Source organism: Peribacillus butanolivorans (genome assembly GCF_001273755.1).
GTDB classification, from domain to species: Bacteria; Bacillota; Bacilli; order Bacillales; family DSM-1321; genus Peribacillus; species Peribacillus butanolivorans.
Genome location: NZ_LGYA01000001.1, coordinates 1,892,192 through 1,915,755 on the forward strand (window position 1 = coordinate 1,892,192; position 23,564 = coordinate 1,915,755).

Annotated in this window: 22 protein-coding genes and 1 pseudogene; 13 read left to right on the top strand and 10 right to left on the bottom strand. The window is 35.9% G+C overall.

Annotation, left to right across the window (positions count from 1 at the left end; all coding sequences use genetic code 11):
- Nucleotides 1-784: 784 nt before the first annotated feature.
- The 4 genes and pseudogenes from AKG34_RS08915 to AKG34_RS08930 form a co-directional block, all read left to right on the top strand.
- Entirely contained in the window at nucleotides 785-985 is a 201-nt protein-coding gene (locus AKG34_RS08915; protein ID WP_053345752.1) for a DUF3311 domain-containing protein, read from the top strand.
- Entirely contained in the window at nucleotides 982-2,475 is a 1,494-nt protein-coding gene (locus AKG34_RS08920; protein ID WP_053345753.1) for a sodium:solute symporter family protein, read from the top strand. Before AKG34_RS08915 ends, AKG34_RS08920 begins: the two co-directional genes overlap by 4 nt.
- Nucleotides 2,468-2,977, top strand: coding sequence for a DUF3237 domain-containing protein (locus tag AKG34_RS08925; RefSeq protein ID WP_201783547.1), 510 nt, complete (start codon nucleotides 2,468-2,470; stop codon nucleotides 2,975-2,977). Before AKG34_RS08920 ends, AKG34_RS08925 begins: the two co-directional genes overlap by 8 nt.
- A gap of 344 nt (nucleotides 2,978-3,321) precedes the next feature.
- Nucleotides 3,322-4,005: pseudogene (locus tag AKG34_RS08930) on the top strand (IS4 family transposase); the annotation flags it as partial.
- A 399-nt stretch (nucleotides 4,006-4,404) separates the two neighbouring features.
- Here the strand turns inward: AKG34_RS08930 and AKG34_RS29255 are convergent.
- Nucleotides 4,405-4,527, bottom strand: coding sequence for a hypothetical protein (locus AKG34_RS29255; RefSeq protein WP_269083725.1), 123 nt, complete (start codon nucleotides 4,525-4,527; stop codon nucleotides 4,405-4,407).
- A gap of 72 nt (nucleotides 4,528-4,599) precedes the next feature.
- Complete coding sequence (locus AKG34_RS08940) at nucleotides 4,600-5,478, bottom strand: LysR family transcriptional regulator (RefSeq protein WP_053345756.1); 879 nt, start codon at nucleotides 5,476-5,478, stop codon at nucleotides 4,600-4,602.
- A gap of 120 nt (nucleotides 5,479-5,598) precedes the next feature.
- On the opposite strand from AKG34_RS08940, the gene AKG34_RS08945 reads away from it, so the two are divergent.
- From AKG34_RS08945 to AKG34_RS26735, 3 genes are all read left to right on the top strand, one after another.
- Nucleotides 5,599-6,360 (top strand): NAD-dependent epimerase/dehydratase family protein, encoded by a 762-nt coding sequence (locus AKG34_RS08945; protein ID WP_053348049.1) that lies wholly within the window; start codon nucleotides 5,599-5,601, stop codon nucleotides 6,358-6,360.
- A 38-nt stretch (nucleotides 6,361-6,398) separates the two neighbouring features.
- Entirely contained in the window at nucleotides 6,399-6,527 is a 129-nt protein-coding gene (locus tag AKG34_RS29260; RefSeq protein ID WP_269083726.1) for a hypothetical protein, read from the top strand.
- Nucleotides 6,528-8,139: 1,612 nt separating this feature from the next.
- The gene (locus AKG34_RS26735; protein WP_083450730.1) at nucleotides 8,140-8,277 is read left to right on the top strand and encodes an FbpB family small basic protein; all 138 of its coding nucleotides are present in this window, start codon (nucleotides 8,140-8,142) and stop codon (nucleotides 8,275-8,277) included.
- A 141-nt stretch (nucleotides 8,278-8,418) separates the two neighbouring features.
- Here the strand turns inward: AKG34_RS26735 and AKG34_RS08950 are convergent, their stop codons facing one another.
- Nucleotides 8,419-9,480, bottom strand: coding sequence for an ABC-three component system protein (locus AKG34_RS08950; protein ID WP_053345757.1), 1,062 nt, complete (start codon nucleotides 9,478-9,480; stop codon nucleotides 8,419-8,421).
- Nucleotides 9,481-10,123: 643 nt separating this feature from the next.
- Between AKG34_RS08950 and AKG34_RS08955 the strand changes: the two genes are divergently transcribed.
- The gene (locus tag AKG34_RS08955) at nucleotides 10,124-10,396 is read left to right on the top strand and encodes a non-specific DNA-binding protein Hbs (RefSeq protein WP_053345758.1); all 273 of its coding nucleotides are present in this window, start codon (nucleotides 10,124-10,126) and stop codon (nucleotides 10,394-10,396) included.
- 723 nt (nucleotides 10,397-11,119) lie between these two features.
- Nucleotides 11,120-12,604, top strand: coding sequence for a zinc-ribbon domain-containing protein (locus tag AKG34_RS08960; RefSeq protein ID WP_053345759.1), 1,485 nt, complete (start codon nucleotides 11,120-11,122; stop codon nucleotides 12,602-12,604).
- A 334-nt stretch (nucleotides 12,605-12,938) separates the two neighbouring features.
- Here the strand turns inward: AKG34_RS08960 and AKG34_RS08965 are convergent, their stop codons facing one another.
- The 6 genes from AKG34_RS08965 to AKG34_RS08990 form a co-directional block, all read right to left on the bottom strand.
- Entirely contained in the window at nucleotides 12,939-13,187 is a 249-nt protein-coding gene (locus AKG34_RS08965) for a hypothetical protein (RefSeq protein WP_053345760.1), read from the bottom strand.
- 382 nt (nucleotides 13,188-13,569) lie between these two features.
- Nucleotides 13,570-15,450, bottom strand: coding sequence for a pLS20_p028 family conjugation system transmembrane protein (locus tag AKG34_RS08970; RefSeq protein ID WP_053345761.1), 1,881 nt, complete (start codon nucleotides 15,448-15,450; stop codon nucleotides 13,570-13,572).
- 20 nt (nucleotides 15,451-15,470) lie between these two features.
- Complete coding sequence (locus tag AKG34_RS08975) at nucleotides 15,471-15,893, bottom strand: hypothetical protein (RefSeq protein ID WP_053345762.1); 423 nt, start codon at nucleotides 15,891-15,893, stop codon at nucleotides 15,471-15,473.
- 22 nt (nucleotides 15,894-15,915) lie between these two features.
- Nucleotides 15,916-16,101, bottom strand: coding sequence for a hypothetical protein (locus AKG34_RS08980; protein ID WP_053345763.1), 186 nt, complete (start codon nucleotides 16,099-16,101; stop codon nucleotides 15,916-15,918).
- A 365-nt stretch (nucleotides 16,102-16,466) separates the two neighbouring features.
- Nucleotides 16,467-16,946, bottom strand: a complete 480-nt coding sequence (locus tag AKG34_RS08985; protein WP_269083756.1) for a tyrosine-type recombinase/integrase — start codon at nucleotides 16,944-16,946, stop codon at nucleotides 16,467-16,469.
- Between the two features lie 51 nt (nucleotides 16,947-16,997).
- Nucleotides 16,998-17,339: a site-specific integrase gene (locus AKG34_RS08990; RefSeq protein WP_053345765.1), complete on the bottom strand. Its 342-nt coding sequence runs from the start codon at nucleotides 17,337-17,339 to the stop codon at nucleotides 16,998-17,000.
- Between the two features lie 74 nt (nucleotides 17,340-17,413).
- On the opposite strand from AKG34_RS08990, the gene AKG34_RS08995 reads away from it, so the two are divergent.
- The gene (locus AKG34_RS08995; RefSeq protein WP_053345766.1) at nucleotides 17,414-17,689 is read left to right on the top strand and encodes a hypothetical protein; all 276 of its coding nucleotides are present in this window, start codon (nucleotides 17,414-17,416) and stop codon (nucleotides 17,687-17,689) included.
- A gap of 247 nt (nucleotides 17,690-17,936) precedes the next feature.
- Here the strand turns inward: AKG34_RS08995 and AKG34_RS09000 are convergent, their stop codons facing one another.
- Nucleotides 17,937-20,342, bottom strand: a complete 2,406-nt coding sequence (locus tag AKG34_RS09000; protein WP_053345767.1) for a M14 family metallopeptidase — start codon at nucleotides 20,340-20,342, stop codon at nucleotides 17,937-17,939.
- Nucleotides 20,343-21,018: 676 nt separating this feature from the next.
- On the opposite strand from AKG34_RS09000, the gene AKG34_RS09005 reads away from it, so the two are divergent.
- From AKG34_RS09005 to AKG34_RS09015, 3 genes are all read left to right on the top strand, one after another.
- Nucleotides 21,019-21,315: a recombinase family protein gene (locus AKG34_RS09005; protein ID WP_161804915.1), complete on the top strand. Its 297-nt coding sequence runs from the start codon at nucleotides 21,019-21,021 to the stop codon at nucleotides 21,313-21,315.
- 130 nt (nucleotides 21,316-21,445) lie between these two features.
- A complete protein-coding gene (locus AKG34_RS09010) occupies nucleotides 21,446-22,009 on the top strand; it encodes a hypothetical protein (RefSeq protein WP_053345769.1) in 564 nt (187 codons plus the stop codon).
- An 886-nt stretch (nucleotides 22,010-22,895) separates the two neighbouring features.
- Nucleotides 22,896-23,303: a YbaN family protein gene (locus AKG34_RS09015; protein ID WP_236694896.1), complete on the top strand. Its 408-nt coding sequence runs from the start codon at nucleotides 22,896-22,898 to the stop codon at nucleotides 23,301-23,303.
- The last annotated feature ends 261 nt before the right edge of the window (nucleotides 23,304-23,564 follow it).

Genomic DNA, 23,564 nt, shown 5'->3' on the forward strand with positions numbered 1-23,564 from the left:
GGGGTCCCACCAACATTTTGACGTTAGACCCACGTTAAGCCATTTTATGGTAGATGAATAGTGTCGTTTTTTACTTTAAGCTGTTTCCCTTAAAGGTAAATAACCTTACTAAAAGAGAATTTAATTTAGGGATGGATTAAGGGAAAGGGAAGTATTTTATTTTGTGTTACCAGAGGGATGTTGTTACAGCCTCCTATACTGATCGTTTTAGGGAAAATCCTTAATTATCAATGGTTTTAGCATTAGCGTGGGAAATGTGATAATTGGTTGGTGCCACCTCATTTAATGATGGCGTTAAAACTCTATGATATGTACGGAAACGAAGTTGAAAACCATAGATTAACCTCGAATTAAAAAAGGGGTTTTTGGACAAAAAGCGGATTTAACAGGTTGGCCGCTTTTTTTGATTTTGATTTAATGGATCTTGATTTCCCGGAATTTTGACGAAAAATGATAATTTTTTTCCTACATGGTGTAGGTATAATTTTCGTTTAATGATTCGCTATAATGAATTTACAGAAAATTCTTAATATAGAAATAAGGGGGTTGTAAATATGGCTATTCACTCTATTGGCGTTGTCGGTGCAGGATCCATGGGGACAGGCAAATTATGAGAGATATTGAGAAATGCTTTTTGGAAACCTCTTTAAAAATACGAAATAGCGAGAGTTAATTTTTAAGGGATTTCCTCTGCTGAACATTTCATAATTATTTAAAAAATATCTTCTTGTTAATGTAAGCGTAAACAATATCTTATTTAGCAACCACATTTTGGAGGTGGACGATGAAACTGATCCATGTTCTTGCGTTATTGCCGTTTATTGGTATGTTGGGAGGCTTGCCGTTTGTCAACACAGTAACTCCGTATGTTCTCGGAATGCCATTTAACCTTTTTTGGATTATTTTGTGGGTCGTTCTTTCATCGGTTATCATGGCAATTCTTAATATTATTGACCGGGATCATAGAGAGGGGGACGGTCTGTGAACATTGCTTTAGGCATTATATTCAGTTTTTTGGCGATTACCATCTATTTGAGCATCCAGGCAAAGAAAGGGAAAGACATGAGTTTGGAACAATGGTCCGTCGGGGGGAGAGGCTTTGGGGCGATTTTAATCTTCCTATTGCTTGCCGGAGAAATTTTTACGACCTTTACCTTCCTCGGTGCTGCCGGTTGGGCCTATCGCAGTGGGGTTGCTGCCTACTATGTTTTATGCTACCTGGTATTGTCTTTTGTATTCTCCTATTTTCTGTTGCCGCCTATCTGGAGATATGGGCAAAAACATAAACTTGTCTCTCAATCGGATTTTTTTGCCAGCAAGTACAATAGTCCGTTTTTGGGGGTTCTGGTTACTCTTGTAGGGGTAATGGCGATGGTTCCCTACCTCATGCTTCAATTTAAAGGTCTAGGTATTATTGTCTCGGAAACCTCCTATGGTTCGATTTCGCCTTCAACCGCAGTTTGGATTGGAGCTGTTTCCCTCACTGTATTTGTAATGGTATCGGGGATTCATGGATCGGCCCGTACAGCGATTATTAAAGATTTTATGATCTTGGTAGTAGTTTTGTTTTTGGGAATTTATATCCCGTTTCACTATCACGGAGGAATACAGCCGATGTTTGAAGCAGTCAATGCGGCCAAGCCCGGTTTACTGACATTTCCTGAAAAAGGGTTAAGCTTATCGTGGTTTATCTCCACCGTTCTCATAACTGTTCTGGGTGTTCATTTATGGCCTCATTCGATAACGGCAGTTTTCTCCGCCAAAAGCGGGAACGTTTTTCGGAAAAATGCAGCGGTTCTACCATTGTATACGCTTATCATGGTACTTGTTTTCTTTGTAGGGTATACAGCGATCTTGCAAGTCCCCGGATTGGAAGGGGCGGAAGCGGATCTATCCTTGTTGAGATTATTGATCAAAACGTTTGACCCATGGATCGTAGGATTTATTGGAGCGGCAGGGCTACTAACAGCTTTAGTTCCCGGATCGATGCTTTTAATGACTTCCGCTACCTTGTTGTCGAAGAACGTATATAAGGTTTTTGTTCCATCGGCTACCGAAGCCCATGTGGCAAAAGTAGCAAAAATGCTCGTTCCGGTCATCACTTTGATAGCGCTTTCCCTAACCTTAAGCAGAAGCAACACGCTCGCCAATTTGCTGCTTATTGGATTAAGTACGGTAACGCAGTTGTTCCCGGCCTGTTTTTTCAGTTTATTGACAAAACAGTTTGTGAACAAATATGGGGCCATTTTTGGGATAGTATGCGGGGTGTTGGCAACCTTCTACATGACGCTTACGAATACAACGATCGGCACTTTGTTTCCCGAACTGCCGCAAGCTTTCAAAGATCTGAACAGCGGAATCATTGCCCTGCTGATTAATGTAGCGGTTATGTTAGTGGTAAGCTTTGCAACACGAAAAGCAATAGCCAAAAAAGAGCAAGTCTTAATGGAGGAAGCGCCCGTACGGTTTGAATGACGAAAGTTTTGAATTTGAATACTCGCATAGGAGGGAATCTGAAATGGCACTTGGTTTGGAATTTTTTATGGAAGCAAAGGTGTTGACCGGCTCCGACGTACAGGAGCTAGGGGTGACGCAGAAGGGAAAACGGCGTGTCATCCCTATCACGGGAGGCACGTTCGAAGGACCTAATATCAAGGGAATTGTTGTGCCGGGAGGGTCTGATTGGCAGCTAATTCGTTCCGATGGAGTCAAGGAGATTGAGGCACGATATACACTTCAAACGGACGACGGACATTTGATCTACGTTGAAAACCGGGGGATTATCTATGATCCTGAACAGGCAATCGAAAAGCTCAAAAGAGGAGAGTATATGTCCCCCGAAACCTATTATTTCAGAACGACGCCGACATTCGAAGCTTCCGGGGAGAGGTATGCCATGCTTACCCGAACGTTTTACGTCGGGGTAGGGGAGCCGAATCCAACTGGCGTCCATATCAAATTTTATCAATTGACATAACCGGGAAAGGGGAAGAACCTATGATTCTTGCGGATCTTGTAATCCGTTTTAAACAGTTTAAAAAAGAGATTCCAATCATTGAAGAAATCATTCTCATCCAAACGGAATAGTAGAATTTTGTAATACCAAGGGGCCCATTTTCCCGCTGGTGCCGGTTATCAGAAAATGGGCCAGTTTTAAAAAGGTAAGAAAGAAAATACTGTCACGCCACAGTCCTTGATACTGTGGTATTTTTTGTACATGGGGTACCACCACATGCCCATCAAGCTAAGGCAAATTATTATCACCAAAACGAAAAAAACACTATTCTTTCTGTAATACGATAAAAAGGATGGTGTTTTTTTATGTGTCACGAGGTTTCAGATGAACTCACCCTCTTTTCACAGGAAATACAACGATCTTTGTCTCCACAAGTTCTCCAACAGTTGGCCAAAAAGGTAGGTTTTGTTCAAAGGACGAGTAAGTACCAAGCTAAAGATTTAATAGCGTTGTGCGTGTGGTTAAGCCAAAAAGTAGCGAGTACTTACCTGATACAGTTATGTAGTTGTCTAGAATCTTCAACCGGAGTCTTGATAAGTCCTGAAGGACTTAAGCAACGATTTAATCCTTCTGCTGTCAGGCTCTTACAACACGTATTAACTTACTTACTTACTCAAAAACTATATACCTCTCAGGTTCTTCCTCATCGTTACACTTCTAAGTTTCAGCGTATACGAATCTTGGACTCTACGACTTTTCAACTTCCAGATGTGTTTGCCTTATCCTATCAAGGATCTGGAGGCAGTAGCCATACAGCTGGCGTTAAGATTCAATTAGAATATGATCTTCTCAATGGTCAATTCCTGCACGTTCACTCAGGACCAGGTAAACTAAATGATAAAACCTACGGTTCCACTTGTTTACAAACGGTTCAAACAGGTGATTTATGTATACGAGATTTAGGATACTTTGACTTGAAAGATCTCCATCAAATAAATGAGGAGGTGACACCAACCAATTATCACATTTCCCACGCTAATGCTAAAACCATTGATAATTAAGGATTTTCCCTAAAACGACCATTTTAGGGAAGTTAAATACTAACCATCTAATGGTTGTAAAATAGATGATTTTCGTTCCCTTAACCCTTTCCTAAATGTAATTCCCTTTTCACAAAGCTATTCACGTTAACGGGAAATAGCTTAGAGTAAGGAAAAACTCTATTTTGTTACCAGAAAATGTCTTAACGTGGGTTTTACGTCAAAATGTTGGTGCTACCCCTAATAGGTGACAGAGTCAGTACGCCGAGATTCGCAATTTGCACATCTTCTTCCCAAGGATACATGCTAGTAGCACAGACTAAGCGATTTTTTTCAAAAGAGCCAAATACTGCCTATTGATCCAACTCTACATAAGCGTCATCCAAGTCTTGTTCAGTGGCGGGGGATTCAAACTCTGAGAAAAATCGCATCATCCTGCTCTGTTAATTGGCGCAATGTACCTTCCAAGTTTTCTTGTAGCAAGACGTTCTTTTCTGTTTCTGAAAAATAAAAAAGATAATCTGCACCCATGCATTGTGACTTCTCCTTCATTCAATTTCTGGCGGAAGTCTAGCTCAGACAGTTCTTGTTCTTTAGAAAGGTTTAACTTATCGCATTTTTTACCCAATTCTTAGTTATCTCAGCGAATTTATTTACTGCAGGTGAAATAGGCGTTCTGATAGCTAATCCAATCGTTCGTGTTTGCTCTAATTCAAGTGGGATGACCTTTATGGAATCCAATCCTTTTGGGATAATCATTTCCGGTAAAATACTAATACCTAAATTATTCTCAACCATAGAAAAAATAGAATTTTCGTTCATATTTTCAAATCGAATATTTGGCTGAATGTTGTTTTCTTTAAAAAATAATTGTATATCGTCAAAGCATTGATAAGTTGGCATAATGAAAGGAGCATTTTCTATATCTTTAACTGATAGATGTTTGTTGCTATGTAAAGGTGATTGCTCTGATACTACACATAAAAGTGGCTCAGTCTTTAACTTTACAATATCAAATGAATGTAAAGAGGTAGTTTTGTTATTAATAAAACCACAATCCACCTCACTATCTAGTAACCATTTTTCTATCTCAGTATAATTTCCTTCTATTAGTTGAATTTCTATATTAGGATATTTCTTCTCCATTTCCTTAATAATATAAGGAATCCAGTTTGTAGATATACTACTAAATACCCCTACCTTTACCGTTCCTTTATTCAATCCGTTAATAGCGTTTACTTCCTGCTTTAACATATCGTTATAATATAGAATCTCTCGAATAGTGACTAATAAATCCTTCCCATTCTGAGTTAACTTAATTGCAGAGTTGTTACGAATAAATAAAGGAAAGTTAAACTCTTTTTCTAAACTGGTAATGGCATGACTCACAGCAGATTGTGTTAATCCTAATTCTTCCGCAGTTTTTGTAAAGCTATTTAGCTCTGCTGCTTTACTAAAAATTTCATACTTAACTAAACTCATCGTTGACACCCCAAGAATTTTTTTCATGTATTTCATTATAATTATTCGCTGTACTAATGGCAAACATGTACTTATAATCAGGATTACATTTAACAATTGATTAAAAGGAGCTGTATTGTGGTGAAAAAAATTTTAATTACAGGAGCTGCTGGGAAAATTGGTCAACATATAACTAATACTTTAATGAAACAAACAAGCTTTCAATTAAGATTGGCAGATATTAATTTATTTCCTTTAGAAAAATTTAAGAAGTCGTCAGGTCATGAAGTTATTTTTCTAGATGTATCTAGTTTAGAAGAATGTCAGGAAGCATGTAAAAATATAGATATTGTGATTCATCTAGCAGGAGATCCCTCTCCAAATGCAGATTTTTATACTACTTTATTAGAGAGTAATATTAAAGGTTCATACAATATATTTAAAGCTGCCTCAGATAACGGTATATCTAAAGTAGTAGTTGCTTCCAGTGCTCAAACAGTTGAAGGATATCCACTAGACTTTCAAGTAACAGAATCATCACCCGTTAGACCAAAAAATATGTATGGGGTTAGTAAATGTTTTGTGGAAGCACTTGCATCGTATTTCGCTTATGAGAAACAGTTACAAAGTATTGCCATCCGTATTGGTGCTTATGACGATTACAAGACTGAAAATCAGCCACTTTCAGCTCGAGACATGAGTGCCTATATAAGTCCAGAAGATTTTAGTGAACTTCTACTAAAAACGATTTCAGCTAAAAACCTACCACCTTTTTCAATCTTACATGGTATATCTAATAATCGTTTTAAACGTTTAAACCTTGAAGAAACAAAAAGGTTAGTAGGATATACTCCCAATTCAGATGCATTTAAATTGTGCGGTATTCAGTTTTTTGACCGTTAGATATTGCATACAAAACACATTTAAAAGGAGAATTTTCTGTGAAGAGCTTAACAAAAAACACCAAAAAGAAAAAGATTATTTACTCAGAACAGATAGAAACTAAAAGAAAAAAAACTTATAAAGACTACTGGAATGAAATTATTAAAGCTCTCATTGCTACTAAATAAATTTTATATTCGTCGAAAGCGTATAAGCCAAATTTAATGCAACTAGTAAATTTTTCAGCGCAATTTGATTAATGATTTAATATCTTTAAGTGAACGGAGCAGAACGAACATTTTATTCAAGAAATAGTTAAATAAGTTAGTCGTATGTCTATGTTCATACGCGCAAAATTGCTGGATATGGAAGAACCTATACCCTGCTTATTTTCATCGCGTCGTAACCTTTTGCGATCATAAAGGCACTTATATACAGACCATTTCAATTGGTCGAATGGGGGTGCCAGATGTTACTGACGTTCTATTTTGGCAAGAAATTGACGGTATTATTTGTCCAAAATCTGACGGAGATATTGGCCGATAGAAAGGGGAAGCCAGTAAATTACTTTAGCTTCCCCCTCAACTAAATATCAACCTGATAGGTTTCGTAAGGAAAAGGCTAAGAAGGAATTACTTCAAATAAAGGAAAATTGGAAGACAGGAGTATCATCTTTTACAAACAAGACAGCATTCCTGTAATAAATTTAATTGTAAAAAGGATAAGTTTGTGAATAAACGCACTTAAACTAACGGGTGCGTGTGCGGCCGAGCCTAGGTCGTATCATATAACGGGTGGGATTCCCGTCGAGCAAGAACTAGCCATTCACTCGTAGCGAGTCTTGGAGGGCTAAAGGTAACTTTGGTCTTTAAGCGTAGACAGTTAGGTAGCGGGCCGAAAGCCAAACGGTTGAAGGGATTGAGCTCCGAAATGTTAGTAAATCGAGAGGGCTGATGCCTTATGCATAGCAGAAAGCTACATTTTACCTTTCGTTAAGGCAAGAAGGGTAAAGCCTCTCCGGAGTCAGAGACCTTGGCACGTTATACATTGATATGATACGGCAACTCGGGAGGCCCTACCGGTCTTTTCTTTTTTTTAGAAGAGTATGGTGTACAAGCGATAACAAGTGAGGAAACCAAATGCCGATGTTAGGGAGTCGGATAGCAGCGTAGTACCTATGAAGTTGGGTAATGCCGATGGAGGAAAGGCTGCTACCAAAGTATCACCCTTAATAGGGACACATTTACTACACACAGAGGTAGAATAAATGGAAACAAAACTACTAAGGATAGCAGAATAGCAAAGTCTGATAGAAATTAGCTGCATTCTGTGAACGATAAGTTGGAGGAGCCGTGTGCGTTAATAGCGCAAGCACGGTTCTGAGAGGGGATGGAGTTCAATTTACCGCAAGGTAGAAAGACTCCTTTCTACTCGACTAGTTCTTTAAGAAGTATGGAAAATGATTAAACTTTTTTATAAAAGTATCATTTAATTGAATATGTTAAGAGCATGTTTTTATCAGTCTTTTTTCAAAACATGCTCTTTTCTTTTGTAGCTAGTATTGGATATTGAACGAAAAGCAATAGCGTGGTACCGAATTGATACCATCTCATTTAAATCATAGCTCATGGTCCCACTTATTGTTTCTAAATCTCTTGAACAGATGCTCAATAATTCACAGAATTGTTGAATTATTATTATATAAACTTACAGAATTGTTGTATTATTTAGATAAGTTACATTTTAGCTTGTTAATTCTATAAAACACTCTCAATCCATAAAAAGAAAGGAGTATTTATTTTGCGAAGATCTGTCAAGAAAAAATCATTTAAAGAGTTAATGCAAGAGAATAGACAAGAACTACTTAATGATAAACAAGCATTAGAAAAAATTGAAAAACGTATAGAAAAACGCCATGAGTTTAAAAAACTAGCTTAACTTAACTAGATTTCTTTGTATTTTCATAGAAAGAGTTCAGATTATAAATAAATAATCTAAGAGGAACTTACGCTTAAAAACGCCCTTGACGGCCAAGGGGTTTAGTTAAAGAAGCCTAACGGCTATGTATAAAAGCTAGTTTTATAAAATATCCCCACCATATTCTTCTCCTCGATATTTTTTTTCATCTTCATTGCGCGATCTCGAATACTTAAAATTGTATCTCTCATATATAAGCTTCCATCTTTCAACTAGACTTTCCTCGAATATTTCAAAATCTTCTTTCGTGATGTCCCCTTCCATAGATAACCTAGTTCTTTCGGTATTACATCTTAAAAAATCATCAATAGAATTTATTAACAGTTCATTATCTTCGTTTAATGATAATAGGTATAGTTGTCTAACAAACATTTTATGTAATTGTGCTTTACGTTCTATATCACTAATAGGCAATAGACTTTTTGAAGTTTCTTTAAAGGTTTTATCCTGAAACCGTGATATTACATTCCAATACTGTTTATCAAAAGCTCTACGTGAAATCCAGGCAGGCTTTCCTTCACGCCATAAAGTAATTACAGTAGTATGAATCCAACCTAATAGAGAATAGTAAATTTCATTAAAAGGGATATCCGTAGGTAAATGGAGAATGTCGCTCATTTTCTCTTTTAATTCTTCACCATGACTAGTAGCTAAACCATCTGTCAAAACCACTCTTTTTATTAATGCACCTAATTCTTCATCATCATATTCCAATACAGAGGTTACTATTTTTAATACCCCTTTAGGTACTGAGTCTTTTTTAGTCCGAATTTCTTTGATACAGGCTAAAACTTCATGTTCCGTATTTGATGTCCCAATTCTTTTTGCTAAACAATCTGATAAAACCTTATTAGTTACTAGGTGAAATTGTGCATAGTTAATATCAACTTCTTGTTTTTTTATTTCCTTCAACCAGATATGTAATGTATTCCATAAATCTTTACTATGATCACCAAAAGGTATATTGCTAGAAATAGAGTGTTTGTCTTGTTCATAAATGGAATGTTCTTTATTATTTTTTGCAAATTTAACTACATCATCGTTAGTCTCTATTCCAACGACTGCTCCTCTTTGACTATTAATTAACCAGAATAGGGCTCTCTCTGGTTGAAACAAATACCCAGCCATTTGCCCAGGTGCAGTATGTTGGCTTGAAATATTCAATCAAATTCCTCCTTAACATAGTATTGATTTGATAGAACATCAGTTATATATAAACCAAAAAATAAATGTATGATAAGTTAAATATTACAAGATAATGTTAATTTAAACCATGTTTAATCATTGGTTCATAATAATTAATTAATATAACAATTTAAGAGCTACTAATCACTCAAAATACTTTATCTTTCATAATTGTCTTCACTACATAAATTTGTTGAAATATAGAAAATAAACTTCATTAATGGTTTGTTTAAACGACTTCACCGGAAGGGAGCGCATCCAGGCTTATCAGATAAGGAGGAAAGTTCGTTTATCTAATAGCAGCAGAAGCCATGCGCCGTTTGGAGGATGCAATACAGTAATTTTCAAGTGTATATTATTGTGTTTTTTCATTCTATCAATTAGTGTTTAACATTATTAGCGATTTTAATATGTTAAACACACATTATAAATAGAAAACGCGTATATATGTATTAACATTTGATAAAAGCAAGCCAGATTTACTATCAGTGTTTAGTTTACATAATACTGATTATTAACAGTAAAAAGTCTAGTTTCTTTTCTTCCTTGAAGTGGAAAACGAAGAGGATATATGTTATGTTTGGGTCTCTACATAGTATATTTACAATTGAGGTGTATCAAATTGAATAAAACAGAATTAGTGAAAGCTGTATCAACACATGCTGAACTGACACAAAAAGATGCTGCAAAAGCAGTTGATGCGTTATTTGAAACGATTTCTAACACCCTTGCTAAGGAAGAGAAAATCCAATTAATTGGATTTGGTACGTTTGAAGTACGTGAACGTGCAGCAAGAACCGGCCGTAACCCACAAACCGGTGAAGAAATAAGCATTGCTGCTTCTAAAGTTCCAGCTTTTAAACCAGGTAAGGAATTAAAAGAAGCCGTTAAATAAAAGAAATATATATTTATAATATTGTAAAAATACTCTGGGGATGAGTCTCCAGAGTATTTTCTATTTAAACGATGGTTTTTGAATAGTAGAAATCCGGAGCAGAATCGCAGCTAACTCCCTTAAAATTACATTTTTTCAAAATGTAGCTGATAAACCAATTGTGTTCTGGGGATTGTTCCTGCTCTATGTAATAACTTTTCTTTTAACTGTAACTACTGTAGTGATTCCTAGTATAAAAATTAGTATGTTTAACTGGAGTTTCTATAAAAACTCATTATTATTTAATTCCCGCAAAAAGTAACAAGGTAATAGTTGGGGGTTGAGATAGTAAAGAATGTTTTTAATTAAAATTTTTTTATGGCAATGCCCTTTTTAATTAGTGTAAATCAATTCCGGTTCTTCGTATAAATATAAAAATCTTATTCAAATAGGGGAAGGGTCAAAGTTCGGTGGGGAAGTAGGCGCTAGTCTTAAATTGCAAGGAACACCATTTAATCAATCTTTTTTTATAAAACAATGATTCAATATTAAGTGTCTTTTTTGATTAATCTTTCAAAACAGGCTCTTTTTTCGTTTATCAAGGTTATTAGTGATTGCTCAAGCCTTCCTTCGAAACTACAGTAGTCATAAAAAATTAAAAGTAAGAACACACCTATATTGTCTAATTATCGTAAATTTGGGATATGAATAACTTAGAAGCTGTGTTTCTTGGGAGTGGTATAAATGAAGAAAAGTCTAGCAAGCGAATATCCAGAATTGGCCAATGAATGGGACTATGAATTAAACGGTGATATAAAGCCTTGTGATGTTCCTCCAAAAGGAAGACAGGATGTATGGTGGAAATGCAAAGAAGGACATCGTTATGAGGCTAAATTAGCATCTAGATCTAATGGAACAGGATGCCCATATTGCAAAGGTTCAAAAGTGTGTTTTGAACGTTCATTATTAGGAAGAAGACCAGATCTAGTAGCCATGTGGGACAAAGAGAGAAATAGTTCATTAACTCCAGATAAGGTACTTGCTGGATCCAATATTGTGATTTATTGGATTTGTAAAAAAGGTCATTCGTTTGATATGTCAATTAAACAAATGACTAGAAAAAGAAGGAGTAGTGGGTGCCCATACTGTCGAGGTTTAAGGGTGAATGAAACAAACAGTCTAGCTAACCTCTATCCGCATATTGCAAATGAATGGGTTGAATGTATTGATTATAAAAGTAAGAATGCAAAAGATGTCCCACCTGGTTCATCTTACAAGGTTTTATGGAGATGTAAGAAGGGACATGAGTGGAAAACTACTCCAAAACATCGGACAAGTGGAGGAACAGGGTGTCAAAGGTGTAATACAACGAAGAAAGTGTCAAAACAATCATATGCACTCTTTTATTATTTAAAAAAATATTTTTATGATGTTGAGATGGAAACACCACTTTTAGGCACACGTATGGTTTTGGATATTTACATTTCTTCGATTAAGTTAGTAATTGAGTATGACGGAGGTCTATTTCATAAGGATTATAAGCGTGATATAAAAAAAGACATTGCGTTACTAGAAAAAATGCCATATACAAAGCTCATTAGAATTCGAGAACCGGAATGTCCTATATATAAATCACCAAATCCAAATACATTTTTTTATGATCTTAAAAATCATTCAATGAAAGCATTTCAAACGTGTCTTGAAAAGATATTTATTGATCATATTCAACAAAGTCCTGATATAAATATTGAAAGAGATAATGTGTCAATTTTAGATTTAATGGATCGTTGGGAATATGAAAATTCCTTAGCCATTGTTAGACCTATACTATTAAAAGAATGGGATTACCATAAGAATGGGGATTTAAAACCGGAAAATTTTAAAGTTGCAAGTCATGAAAAAGTAAATTGGGTTTGTATTCATGGGCATCAATGGTCTGCTACAATTGCAAGTAGAACACATGGAGGCAACAACTGTCCAGATTGTGGAAATAGAAGGTTGCATACGGATAATAATTTAGCTGCTGTAAATCCAGAACTAGTTAAGGAGTGGCACCCAACTAAAAATGAAAAAGGTCCCCAAGATTACTTTGCAAACTCTCATTTTAAAGTTTGGTGGTTATGTAAAAAGTGCAGTCACGAATGGGATGCACAAATATACAATAGAAACGGTAATCGTAGTGGATGTCCGAATTGTTATGAGAACAATCTTAAAAATAAGCAATTTTAAATAGAAGAAACAAGTTAAATTAAAGGCTTTTGACATCGAACACGAAAGCGCTAATGTCTAACGTAAAATGAACTTAAAAGAGGCGCACGTCGTGCACCTCAGTTCTCAATTCTATTAGTGTTTCAAAGGCTCTCAACTATTTTGGTTGGTGGTCTTTTATATATCTGAAAATTGGTTTTGATCACAATTCATAGGGCGATGTACTTTTGGAATTTTACAGCTGCTGCCTGCTCCTTTGGTCAAATGTTTGTGTGCCCTCGACTTTTACATTCTCTTTTTACTTTGAATTTAACAAAAGATAACTTCAAGAAAAAAGGAGAAAATGGATCTATATTTATTCTTCCGTTAATTCAACTAATAAATTTTCAAAACGATTAATTGTAATTGTTGCTTCCTTCATAATTTGAAAGTTCATTTTTATTATACTTTCTAAACGGAATTCATTTTCATTTATTTCCGGTTCATAAGCTACCTTTTCTACAATTGATTTAAGAAATTCTTGCCTTGATATTGATTTTCTTTTTGCCATTTCATCAATTTTTTTCATTGCTACTGGGTCTATATTTCTTAATAAAATATCCATTGTTCAACTCTCCTTTTGGGTAGAATACAGATTTAAAGGCTATAGAGTGAGAAAGAGCATAAGGAAAAACTGATATCACCCAGGGTGATATCCTAGGCAAAGCCTAGTGTTTTATATGATATCGTTAATTTCTTTCAGGTGGGCTGACATGGGACTCCTGTTTGATATAGGTGGGCTGACGTGGGATACCTGAACTTTCTCAGATGGACTGATGTGGGTCTTAAATAATAATTAAAAAGCAGTCATTTAGTGATATCACTAAATGTTAATCAATGTCCCCTTTGTGTCCCCCTATTTTCGACCAATGTCCCCTTCAAGTCCCCCTATTTAATTGAAGGTTATTTAAAAAAGAGAAGGAAACCTTCTCTTTCATTTCACTTTTTCATTGGTTTTTTCGACGGAATTTAGCGATGTTGTTTCTTAGACTTTCGCCTGTATTTTGACCAATTTGATAGGTGCGTTTAACCATTTTTACTGATTGACTGTTTTGCACATTATCAGCAATTAGGCTTCCAACATGACGAGTTTCTCGGTCAGTTCCTTTTTCTTGTAGTGGTGTTTCCTTATTAGGGTCTGCTTCCATATCAGATGAAACCGAAGGATAATTTGATTGTAAAAAGGAAGGCGATGAAGGACTGAGACTGTCGTAGTCACCTGACATTTTCTCATTTTTTTGCATAGCGCCATTGTTCATTTGGCTTGGCGATGCAGATGAAATGGAGTGTGGACTGTTTACAGCTGCATTCCGTTTTCCATTACTAGAGACATCATTCAGTGTCATTTGATCATGCAACCCTATTACTTTCCCTTTTCCTGTTTGTCCTGCTTCTTGTTGTTGATGTGCCATTTCTTGTTCAATTGAGTAAGCAACTTCTTGCGTTTCAGTTTCAATTTCTCTGGAACCTTCCGAACCTTTTGGATTTTGTTTTTCTTGAATTTGATCTTGTGCCTTTAAATCTGCAGAATGACCACTTTCAGAACTATACGAAGTCTGTTCTGTGGATTGGTCCTGTCCTTTTGATTTAAGGCCTTGTGCCATTCCTGCAACTCCTGCAATACCACTTACACCTTTCAATGTGGCCGATTTACCTTCACTTGATAATCCTTTCAAATTATTTGCAGTACCCTTTGTTGCACCGGTTACGCCTTTTGCAACAGCATAACCACCGGCTACGGCTCCCCAGCTAGATTTCAGTCCTGCATCAATACCAAATAACCGTTCAACGATATTGGGACCATCAATTACAGTAAGAGAGAAAGCAAATAATGCAATTAAATAGGCGACACCATCCAATTTATCGGTAATAAACTCTGTACCAATCAGATAGATTTTCATTGATAGGAAAATCATAATTGTCACTAGAAAAGTATTTAGGATACTTTGAAGGATTTGCTTTGTCTTTTGCCCTGAATGAATATCAGTAGGGGCTATAATGATTGCTAATACGTAGTTGAATGTTAATTCAAAAAACAGTTTTGCTAACTTAATAGCAATTGTCAGCATTGTAAAAGCTGTTATACCTAAAGTGATTGCAATTGTCCAAAAGTTCCAGTCCCAACGGTAATATTTTTCTTTAAAGGCAGTAAAGAAACCATTATCTAATTTAACTTTCTTGGCATTACCAAGATCGTCATACTCTAAACGATGAGAATAAACCTCACGCCCTATATCTGTCATTTTTTCCCCTGCAAGTTCAAAATCTTTATCAATAGATTGAGTGATATTAATTTTAAAAATTCGATCTTTTGGAATTCGGTTCGAATGTTTAAGTTCAGTTGTTTTCCAACCCGTTGCATCAAATTGAGCAAGATCAGTCATATTATCTTTAATAACTCTTTGACTAATTGAACCTTCTTCAACAACATCAAGAGCATCAATAGCTTTATCTGTGAATTGGTTTGCTTTTTCCATACCTTCTTGTATCAAAGCGAAAAAAAACATTATCATAAACACATTCACTATAATGGCTTCGCGATCCAATTTTTTTTGAAAAATGAGCTGATATCCTGTGTAGAGAAGCGAAAACCCCATCAAGATCACAGAAAGGGGAATAAGAAATTCTACAAAACTTGTAATTTCAACACTGTCGTAAAACATTTTTAATCCCAGGATTGAATCCGTTATGTTTGATAGGGAATCAACAAGCCATGTAAGCCCTTTTATAATGACCCATCCTATCCAACGAAGCATATAGCTGATAGGATTGGTTACTTCGAGAAAATCAGAGAATTTTTCAAGTATCCTTGCTACTTCTTCATCCATGCAATATCCCCCTAGTTAACCTATTTCAAATATTCCTGCTGCACACTTTGAACAAATGTTGCTACTTCAAAATGAATATCATCTTCTGAGAGATCGATAAAATCTAGTTTCTTTTTTACTTCACCATCTTGATAAAAAGCAAATGTTAACGAATTTTGTTTTAGGCCAAGTTTTGAAGTATCTTCTTTAGCATGATAAATATTTAAATCAATGTTTTTTGCTTTAGCTACACGTTCAATTTCCTTAATTTTAAAATCTTCTTCTTCTTTTCTACTCTCAAATGGTGACCTTACATATAAAAAGCCTGTTTCAAACTTCTCAGCTTCCTCTAGACTCAATTCAGTTGTTTTACCATTTCCTTTTACACCATCACTCCCACAAGCTGAAACATTCAATACAAGGAATAAAACAAGACACCCATTAAGAATCTTTTGAAAGTTCATTTGTAAAATCTCCTCTCAATTTTTATAATAAAATTGCACCTTTCACAGTTTTGCAGGGAGATTCAATTTTATAGACATAGAAAATCATATCTTCTGTTCCTTCTAAAATGAAAGCCTCAGTTAAAATGCCATCTTTTACTTCAAACTCATTTATATGTTTCTTTAATAATGCAGTTTGAATTCGATTTAAGGATTTTTTCATTTTCATGATAATTTTTTCTCCTTCCGGTATAATATAGGATTAGGTATATGCTTCCTCTTGTAATAGGGGGGCTTTTTCAGGTTCTTCATACCAGTTATTTATAAGAATATAATTGAAAATGCTCACCTATTTGCTCACCTGACATTGAAATATCATGACACTAAGTGAAGTTATTTTAGGTGGCTTTGACCAAATGTGTTGATATTATTACCTTGTTACTTCTTATTAAATTATGAATTGAATGGGCAGCATGATGTAATAAGGGGTTAAAAACCTTGTTATATCAACGTCTAAAATGATAATATGCTATTCTTGTCCTCGGATTTGTCCTCGTTTTTAAAAAACACGGCAACCTGTGACAAAAAAGCTAACTATAGGAGAAGGTCTTTCATCAGTTTGCTAAACTGTTGGGAGGCCTTTTCTTCCATATTGGCGGTCATGTGAGCATAGATATTCATTGTAGTATTAATATCTGTATGTCCAAGTCGCTGTTGTATTTCTTTAATGCCAACTCCAGCTTCAATCAATAATGAAGTGTGCGTATGTCTAAATGAGTGTGGAGTAATGTTCTTTTCTATTTCTGCTTTTTTTAGAAGCCTTTTTAGCCGGGTCTCAATAACTTTTCTTAATTGTGGATGCCCATTCTCTCGAGCGAAAATAAATCCGTTATCTTGGTAAACAAGTTTGTTTTTTAATTTAATTTCATTTTGTTTAAGCCGATGCTTCTTTAACATGTTGATCAGCATTTCATCAATCCTGATTGTTCGGGCAAAGCCCTTTGTCTTTGGCGTTAAAAGCTGAAATTTTTCAAAATGATTGTTAGGGTTATAAAGAGTTTTAGTAACTCTAATAGAACCTTGCTTTTCATTAAAATCCCCCCCATTTTAAGGCCAATAATTCACCTATTCGTAATCCGGTATATGATCCATTTCAAGCCCGTCTGTATAGGATAATTTAAGAAAATGGGCAAGCTCCTCTTTTTCAAGAAAGACAATATCCTCTTCTGCTTTCTCCACTTCTTCAACACTTTGCTGCTTTTTAGGCATTTTGAAATCCTCAGTAGGATTATTTTTTATCAGGCCTTGAGTTAATGCTTTCCGAAAAAGCATTTTTCCACAAGTATGAATACCATCCATATAATTTTGGCTGTATTTTTCGTTTAATTCCAGAATCCTTTCTTCATACATTTTCTTAGTAATGCGGCTGATTGGATAAGGTCCCCAAACAGAGGTAAAATGCTTCATTTCCTTTTCTCGGGCTCTTACGCTACTAATCTTGACGCCAAGAGTGGCAAGATAGAGTTAAAAGGCATGAAGAAATGGAAAGCCTTTCTCCCGCTATCGAAGAAGGAGATTTGCAAGCTTGCATTCGCTATTGCCAGCTGTGTGAGGAGAGTGTTGTTGACAGGACATTTTCTTACCGGGATGTTTATATTAAAGTTGCAGCAATGAACCAAGGATATGAACCGAGATATGAGGGTGAAACAGGGATCGATGTTTGGTATCACAATCTAAAGGCGACATATAGATATCTGGAAGAAAAGGGGAAGGTTACGAATACGAAGGAGCCTGTTTTAAAAATTTGGAAACCATAGTATTTCTATATAATTACAGTTGAAAAGTCCGATAATTTGTACTAGGGTTATCGCCTTTAATCCTATTAAGCTATATGACAACGGGTTTGGAATAGTAGAAGCATTTGCTAGAGGTTTGTTGATTTTATGGCCACCTATTAAAGAGGCTGAAATATAAAAAGAAAGCCCAATATAATAGAAAGTCTATCAGTTCAAAGGTACCAATGAAAAAGGAGTTGACCCCGTAAGGCCACCCCCTTGCAAACCGTTATTTTATTGTAAGCGTTACAGAATTATAGTTTTTCCCATTACCAAGTGGATTGTAGTTTTTCTCAATGTTTCCTGCGGCGTCCACAGTGAAATAATTGATGGTTGTTGTCTTTTCAATTTTTAATGTTTCTGCAAATTCACGGGTGCCGCTTAATTTAATTTTAGCTGATTGGAAGGTAGGGCGGCTGCCGTCAAGCGTATAATAAATGGTGGCTGGCTCACTTGTTTCAATCTTAACATCAACCGGACCTGTGTATTTACCGTTTCCAGGTGTAGCTTTTGAGGAAGGCGGCTGATGGTCTTTTGCACTGTTGTAGGCTACTTTAATTAAGCCAATCAACCCATTGGCAAATTCCATTGCTTCTTCATGACCTTCTACAAAGGCTGGCTGGAAACCAACTGCCTGCCATCTTTTTGTATCCTTATTCCATAAATCTGCCCCTACTTCGAAGTTCCAGGCATAAATCCCCTTTTCATACCATAGGTAGTCCGCAGAGTTACCTGCAGCAGAGTATAGTACGTCAGGAATTGGACCTGTACGGCTAGGTAGAATGGCCGTTCCGCGGTGGTCTTGAATATCATTTAAGATGTTATCAGAAGCTGCCCAGTAAAACGCTTCTTCACCAGCTGATGGGCGTGGCAGTGTTGTACGTTTTGAATCGTAAGCACCAGGGGACCACATGAAGTAGCCGCCATAACTATGAATATTCATTGCAAACTTAATATTTGGGTTTTTGTCAGCAAGCCAGACAAGGTTTCTTCCTTCAGGCTCAGAGTTTTCAGCTGGTCCAGCGTAAGTTTCTCCCGTACAACTTGTACCTCCGCCAATATAGCCATCAAAAACGGAACCAACAGAATGGTTGCGGTTAAGGTCAACTCCCCAATTATTACGGTACCCAGGGTCAGAGGCAGTGGGACCACAGTGATTGGTCATATTCTTACGCTGCATATTGTAATCATTGAAGCTGTAATTGGCACCATCAGGGTTTACTGAAGGTACAAGGAATATATCAAGATTATCGACAAGCTTTCTTGTCTCACTATCTTGACTATAGTTTCGCAGTAGTCTTTCCGCCGTTTCGATTGTTACGAGTGGGGTCACCCATTCACGGGCATGCTCCTGAGCATATCCAAGAACACCTGGTTTAGAACCGTCACGATGCTTGCCGATTCGGATCGCTTTTACTGTAAAAGGATCACGGGAAACGTCTGCCCCTGCTTTCAAGCCGTCAGTTAATATCGCAGCATTTGTAGTTGGTGCGACAACACCAGCACCAGTATTACCGCGGTATGTAGTCGCAGTGACAAGTTGGCTAGCATTCTCATTCAGTGCTTTAACCACTTGTGCGGCAGTACTTGTTGCCTTTCCTGACGAATCAGTAGCTAAATCTACTAAAATCTTGGTACCATCCACAGTCACTTTTAGTGGTGCATTATTGGTTCCCGGATTCTTGAATTCTACCGATACAACATTCCCGCCTTCATGCCCCCATGCTTTTGAGGAAACAACAACTGCGAGATTAGTCGTGCCGCCGATAGTTGCTTGGGCAAGACGTCTGTAACCATTTGTTTTATTTGGCATATCAATGATTTCTACCAAGTTCGGGAATTCTTTTGCAAGTTTTTCGGCACGTTCATATAATTCATTTGGTGCCATATAGTGGTCAACAAAATCCGTAACATAATCTGTTTTTGGATGTTTCGGCTCTTTCCCTAACCATTCAGTAATGGTGCTCGTAGCTGTTCCTCCAAGATTACTTTCAATTTTAACAGATGAAGGAATAGCGCTAACTGGTAGAAGCAAATAGTGATATAAATATTCACCGTAATCTACCAATCTAGAAAGTGTAGCAGATTTTTCTTCACCGTTCTCGGTCCAAGTTGCTTTAAGTGCTGTGCTAGCAGTCGCACCGGCGCTTGATTTCACTTCGAGATATAGGAAGGTGCCTGATTGATTGGTAAAATGGTTTGCCCTAAGGACTTTAAGTGTATCCTCGGAAGCTGCCAGACTGGCTTGCAGCTGGACAGTAGATTGCCGCTCTGCCACGCGTGTGCTCCATTGATTTTCGGTGATCAGGGTCTCTTTTACATTGATGCCAAAGGTCTTTAACATGGCAATTTCTGTTGGTGTGACAACGGCATCCACTTCATAGACTCCGTCGTGTGCTTCGATTCTGTGGGTAAGGTCAATTCCAAGCTCAAGAAGCTTGTCCTTTGCCTTATCATTTGGTACTACAAGTTGAACAATTGAGACCGTTTCTTCCTTAGGAATCGGCTGGTCAGGCTGTTCGACCGCTGCAACCGGAATACTTAGGCCTGGATAAAATGTAGAGAACCCTAGTCCGGTTATGGCAGTCATCACCACTAAATTCCTTTTCCATTTCTGCTTTTTCTGTTTTGTCAAAAACTGCACCCCCAAAATGCTAGAAATTTTAATACAAGCTTATTGTAAATTGAATGTACTTAATATCTTGTCGTAAAATCAGGGGCAGTTAAAAATCCTGTCTACAAAAATTTTATTGAGAAAATATAATACTTTATTTTAGAAGGTTAAATTTTAGGTTGTTTTTCCTATTTAAAAAGTACTGTGCCACTCGAAAAATCTAGTAATTTTAGGAGCACAAAATTACTAGATTTTATTCCATTATAATTCCCATAAACTGTATATTGATAATCAACTGTTTTTATTGTTTAATATTGTTGCTTTTTGTTTAATTTTGTAAAAGGAAAGTTGTAATATATTTCATGTGAATTGCGGCTCTATTGTTAAAAACCATTAAATGCCTATCAACCTTTGTGCCAGTCCAACATTTAATAAAGAAACAAGAATTATTATGAATAGGAATGATGGGGAATGGCAAAAAGAAACCGAGGAAAAACAATCAGCTACTTGCCTTCAAATGGCAGAGGGACATGCCCACTGTGTGAAAGAACAGGAGTAAAGCTTCTCTACCCGCACAAAACTGAAACAAACCAATCCATCAAAGTCTGCAAAAACTGCCGCCATAAATAAAAATCTCATAGTATAAAAAATCACATTCAGATGACTGTCCACACCGCGTGGACAGTGTATTTTTGTGGTGCCTGTCACCATTGATACTACTATAGTATTGCAGGTTCTTTCGTTCGTTGCTGAAAAAGAAAGAGAGGATATTAATAGGAGGCAACGAGAAGGAATTCAATCGGCCAAAGCAAAAGGCAAACATCTAGGCAGACCGAAAATAAGCCTAGTATCATTAAATGAGAAACAGAAAGCAATTTTAATAACTAAATATGAATCATGGAAAAAGAATGAAATAACGGCAGTTGAATTTATGAATAAAATGGATCTATATAAAAATACATTTTATAAAATCATGAAGGAATATGAAGAGTAGGCACTAGCTATCTTTGATCAAACTTTATTTCAAAGCTATACTACGAATTTTATGAGGTGGAAAAAATACCAAATATATAAAAATATGTCGCCATCTAAAATAATTTAAATAAAAACAATAGGGAGATAATATGCTAGATAAAATAAAGGACATTAACCTAGCTCTTAATAATAAAAGTTATTTATCAGCACTTGCACTATCTTTAACTTTACCTGATATTTGTGGGAAAATTGAATATCCACATTTTAAATACAACAACGGAAAACGTAATGTAGGAAAACAATATGCAGTAAGGTTTGATGATTGGGTAAACCAATATTATGCAGACAACACAGGTTGGACAAATGATTTCGCTAAAGCAAAGAATCCATATTTTACAGGAGAAATGTGTAATTCTCTACGTTGTTCTTTCTTACATGATGGAAATTCGGATATAAAAAACTGGGGCGACAAAGAAGACTCAGATTTTCATTATTCATACGAATTTAAATTAGCAATAAGTGGAGCAGACTCAACTGGTTTATCTTGGGTAAACCAAACTAATAATAACTCAAAAATAATAAAGACAAAAATAGTCACAGTAAATATAGACAAATTGTGTGAGTGCATTTGTCTATCTGCTGAAAGGTATTATCGAGAAAAAGACCCTAATCTATTCAAAGACCATAACATTAACTTGATTGACTTTAAATAACAAGGGCATTCAAACCTTAAAGAGGGACCTCGTCATCAAACTTAATGAAGGCAAGTCTTTATAGGAGCTGTCGTTACGGAGGCTCTTATTGTATTAAAGGAGTAAGAATGTTAAATAAGCTTTTATGTAAATATCGATTTGATTAATGATCTTTTCGCAATCGGGCGCTATCCTGGAAAAAGGATAGACGCTCATTTTTCATTTTAGGCCAGATTGTGGAATATCACTTTAAAAGGAATTGGCTATTTATGTTAAAGTATATAGAGAAGATTGTGAAGAAGAAGCGGAAAAATCTATTACTAAATCTTTAAAAAATGTTAAAAATGGGGATAAAATTTAATATGGAGAGAAATTCAATGAACAATATTTCAACATACTTTGGATCAAACTTATTTCAAACCGACAATCATATCTTATAATTTGTTAAAGGAGTAACCGCAACAAAGATTTTGGCTTAGGAAGTTAAGGAATGTTTAAACTAAGACATAGATTAAAAAATAGAAAAGTATCGAGACATTGTATCATGATACTTTTCTATTGTCATTTGTTACCAAAATTCAAATTAGATTTGGTTAAAATGAAAAACTTGTATTAATGTTTTCTCCGAGTTCAGTATTATTGATTTTATTACACTTTAACCAATATTTCGATTCATTTATCATTTTGGAGGATATAGTGTTCTCCTCATTGTAAAATGTGTAATTAAGATTAGGATAACAATTTTCAATAATAAAGGCGAAAAATCTATATGGACAAAGCGCGTATTTGTGAGAAAATCGTATTAAACTGAGGGAGTCAATAAGAAAATGGTAAGATACTAATCAGTGATGTTGAATAAATTGGACTTCCCTTTTACGTTATAAGGGAATAGAATATAAATAAAAAGGTGATTACAATTAAAAAAGTAAAAAGTATCCTATTTTTGCTTCTTGGATTCATATCACTTGTGATTGGTGTTGCAGGGACTGTGTTACCTGTTCTGCCAGGCGGTCCGTTTTACTTATTCGCTGCTTTTTGCTTTGCAAAAAGTTCCAAGTCGATTGAAAACTGGTTCAAAAGCACCTCATTATATGAAAAATACGTTGAAGCATTCCTACAAAAAAAAGGTATGACTCTAAAAGAGAAAATCAGAATCAATTTAGTTGCCGATTTCTTTATCGTAATTTCTGTATTTTATGTGGACATCCTTTTAGTAAAAATCCTGTTGGTAGTGCTCGCACTCTACAAACATTATTATTTCATTAAAAAAATTAAGACAATTGACCGAAACAGTACGAAACAAAGAGCTACTTGAAAATTTTCTTCAAATAACGGGTGCTTTACTTCAATAAGGGAGTTGCTTCGGCAGCTCTTTTTTGTATGAAAATATATTCGTGAAAGGCCATACAAAATAAGCCCACCATATTCTAATTTTTTGAAGGACGTANTCTTCAAGGTAATTTTAGTTCATGATAGGGTTCTCCTGTTTTTAAGTTGTTGTAAGCAATCGTTAATAGTAAATGAGCAGAAGTGTAGAGTGTGTACTAGCGACATCAAGGCAAAATAATCGAATTGC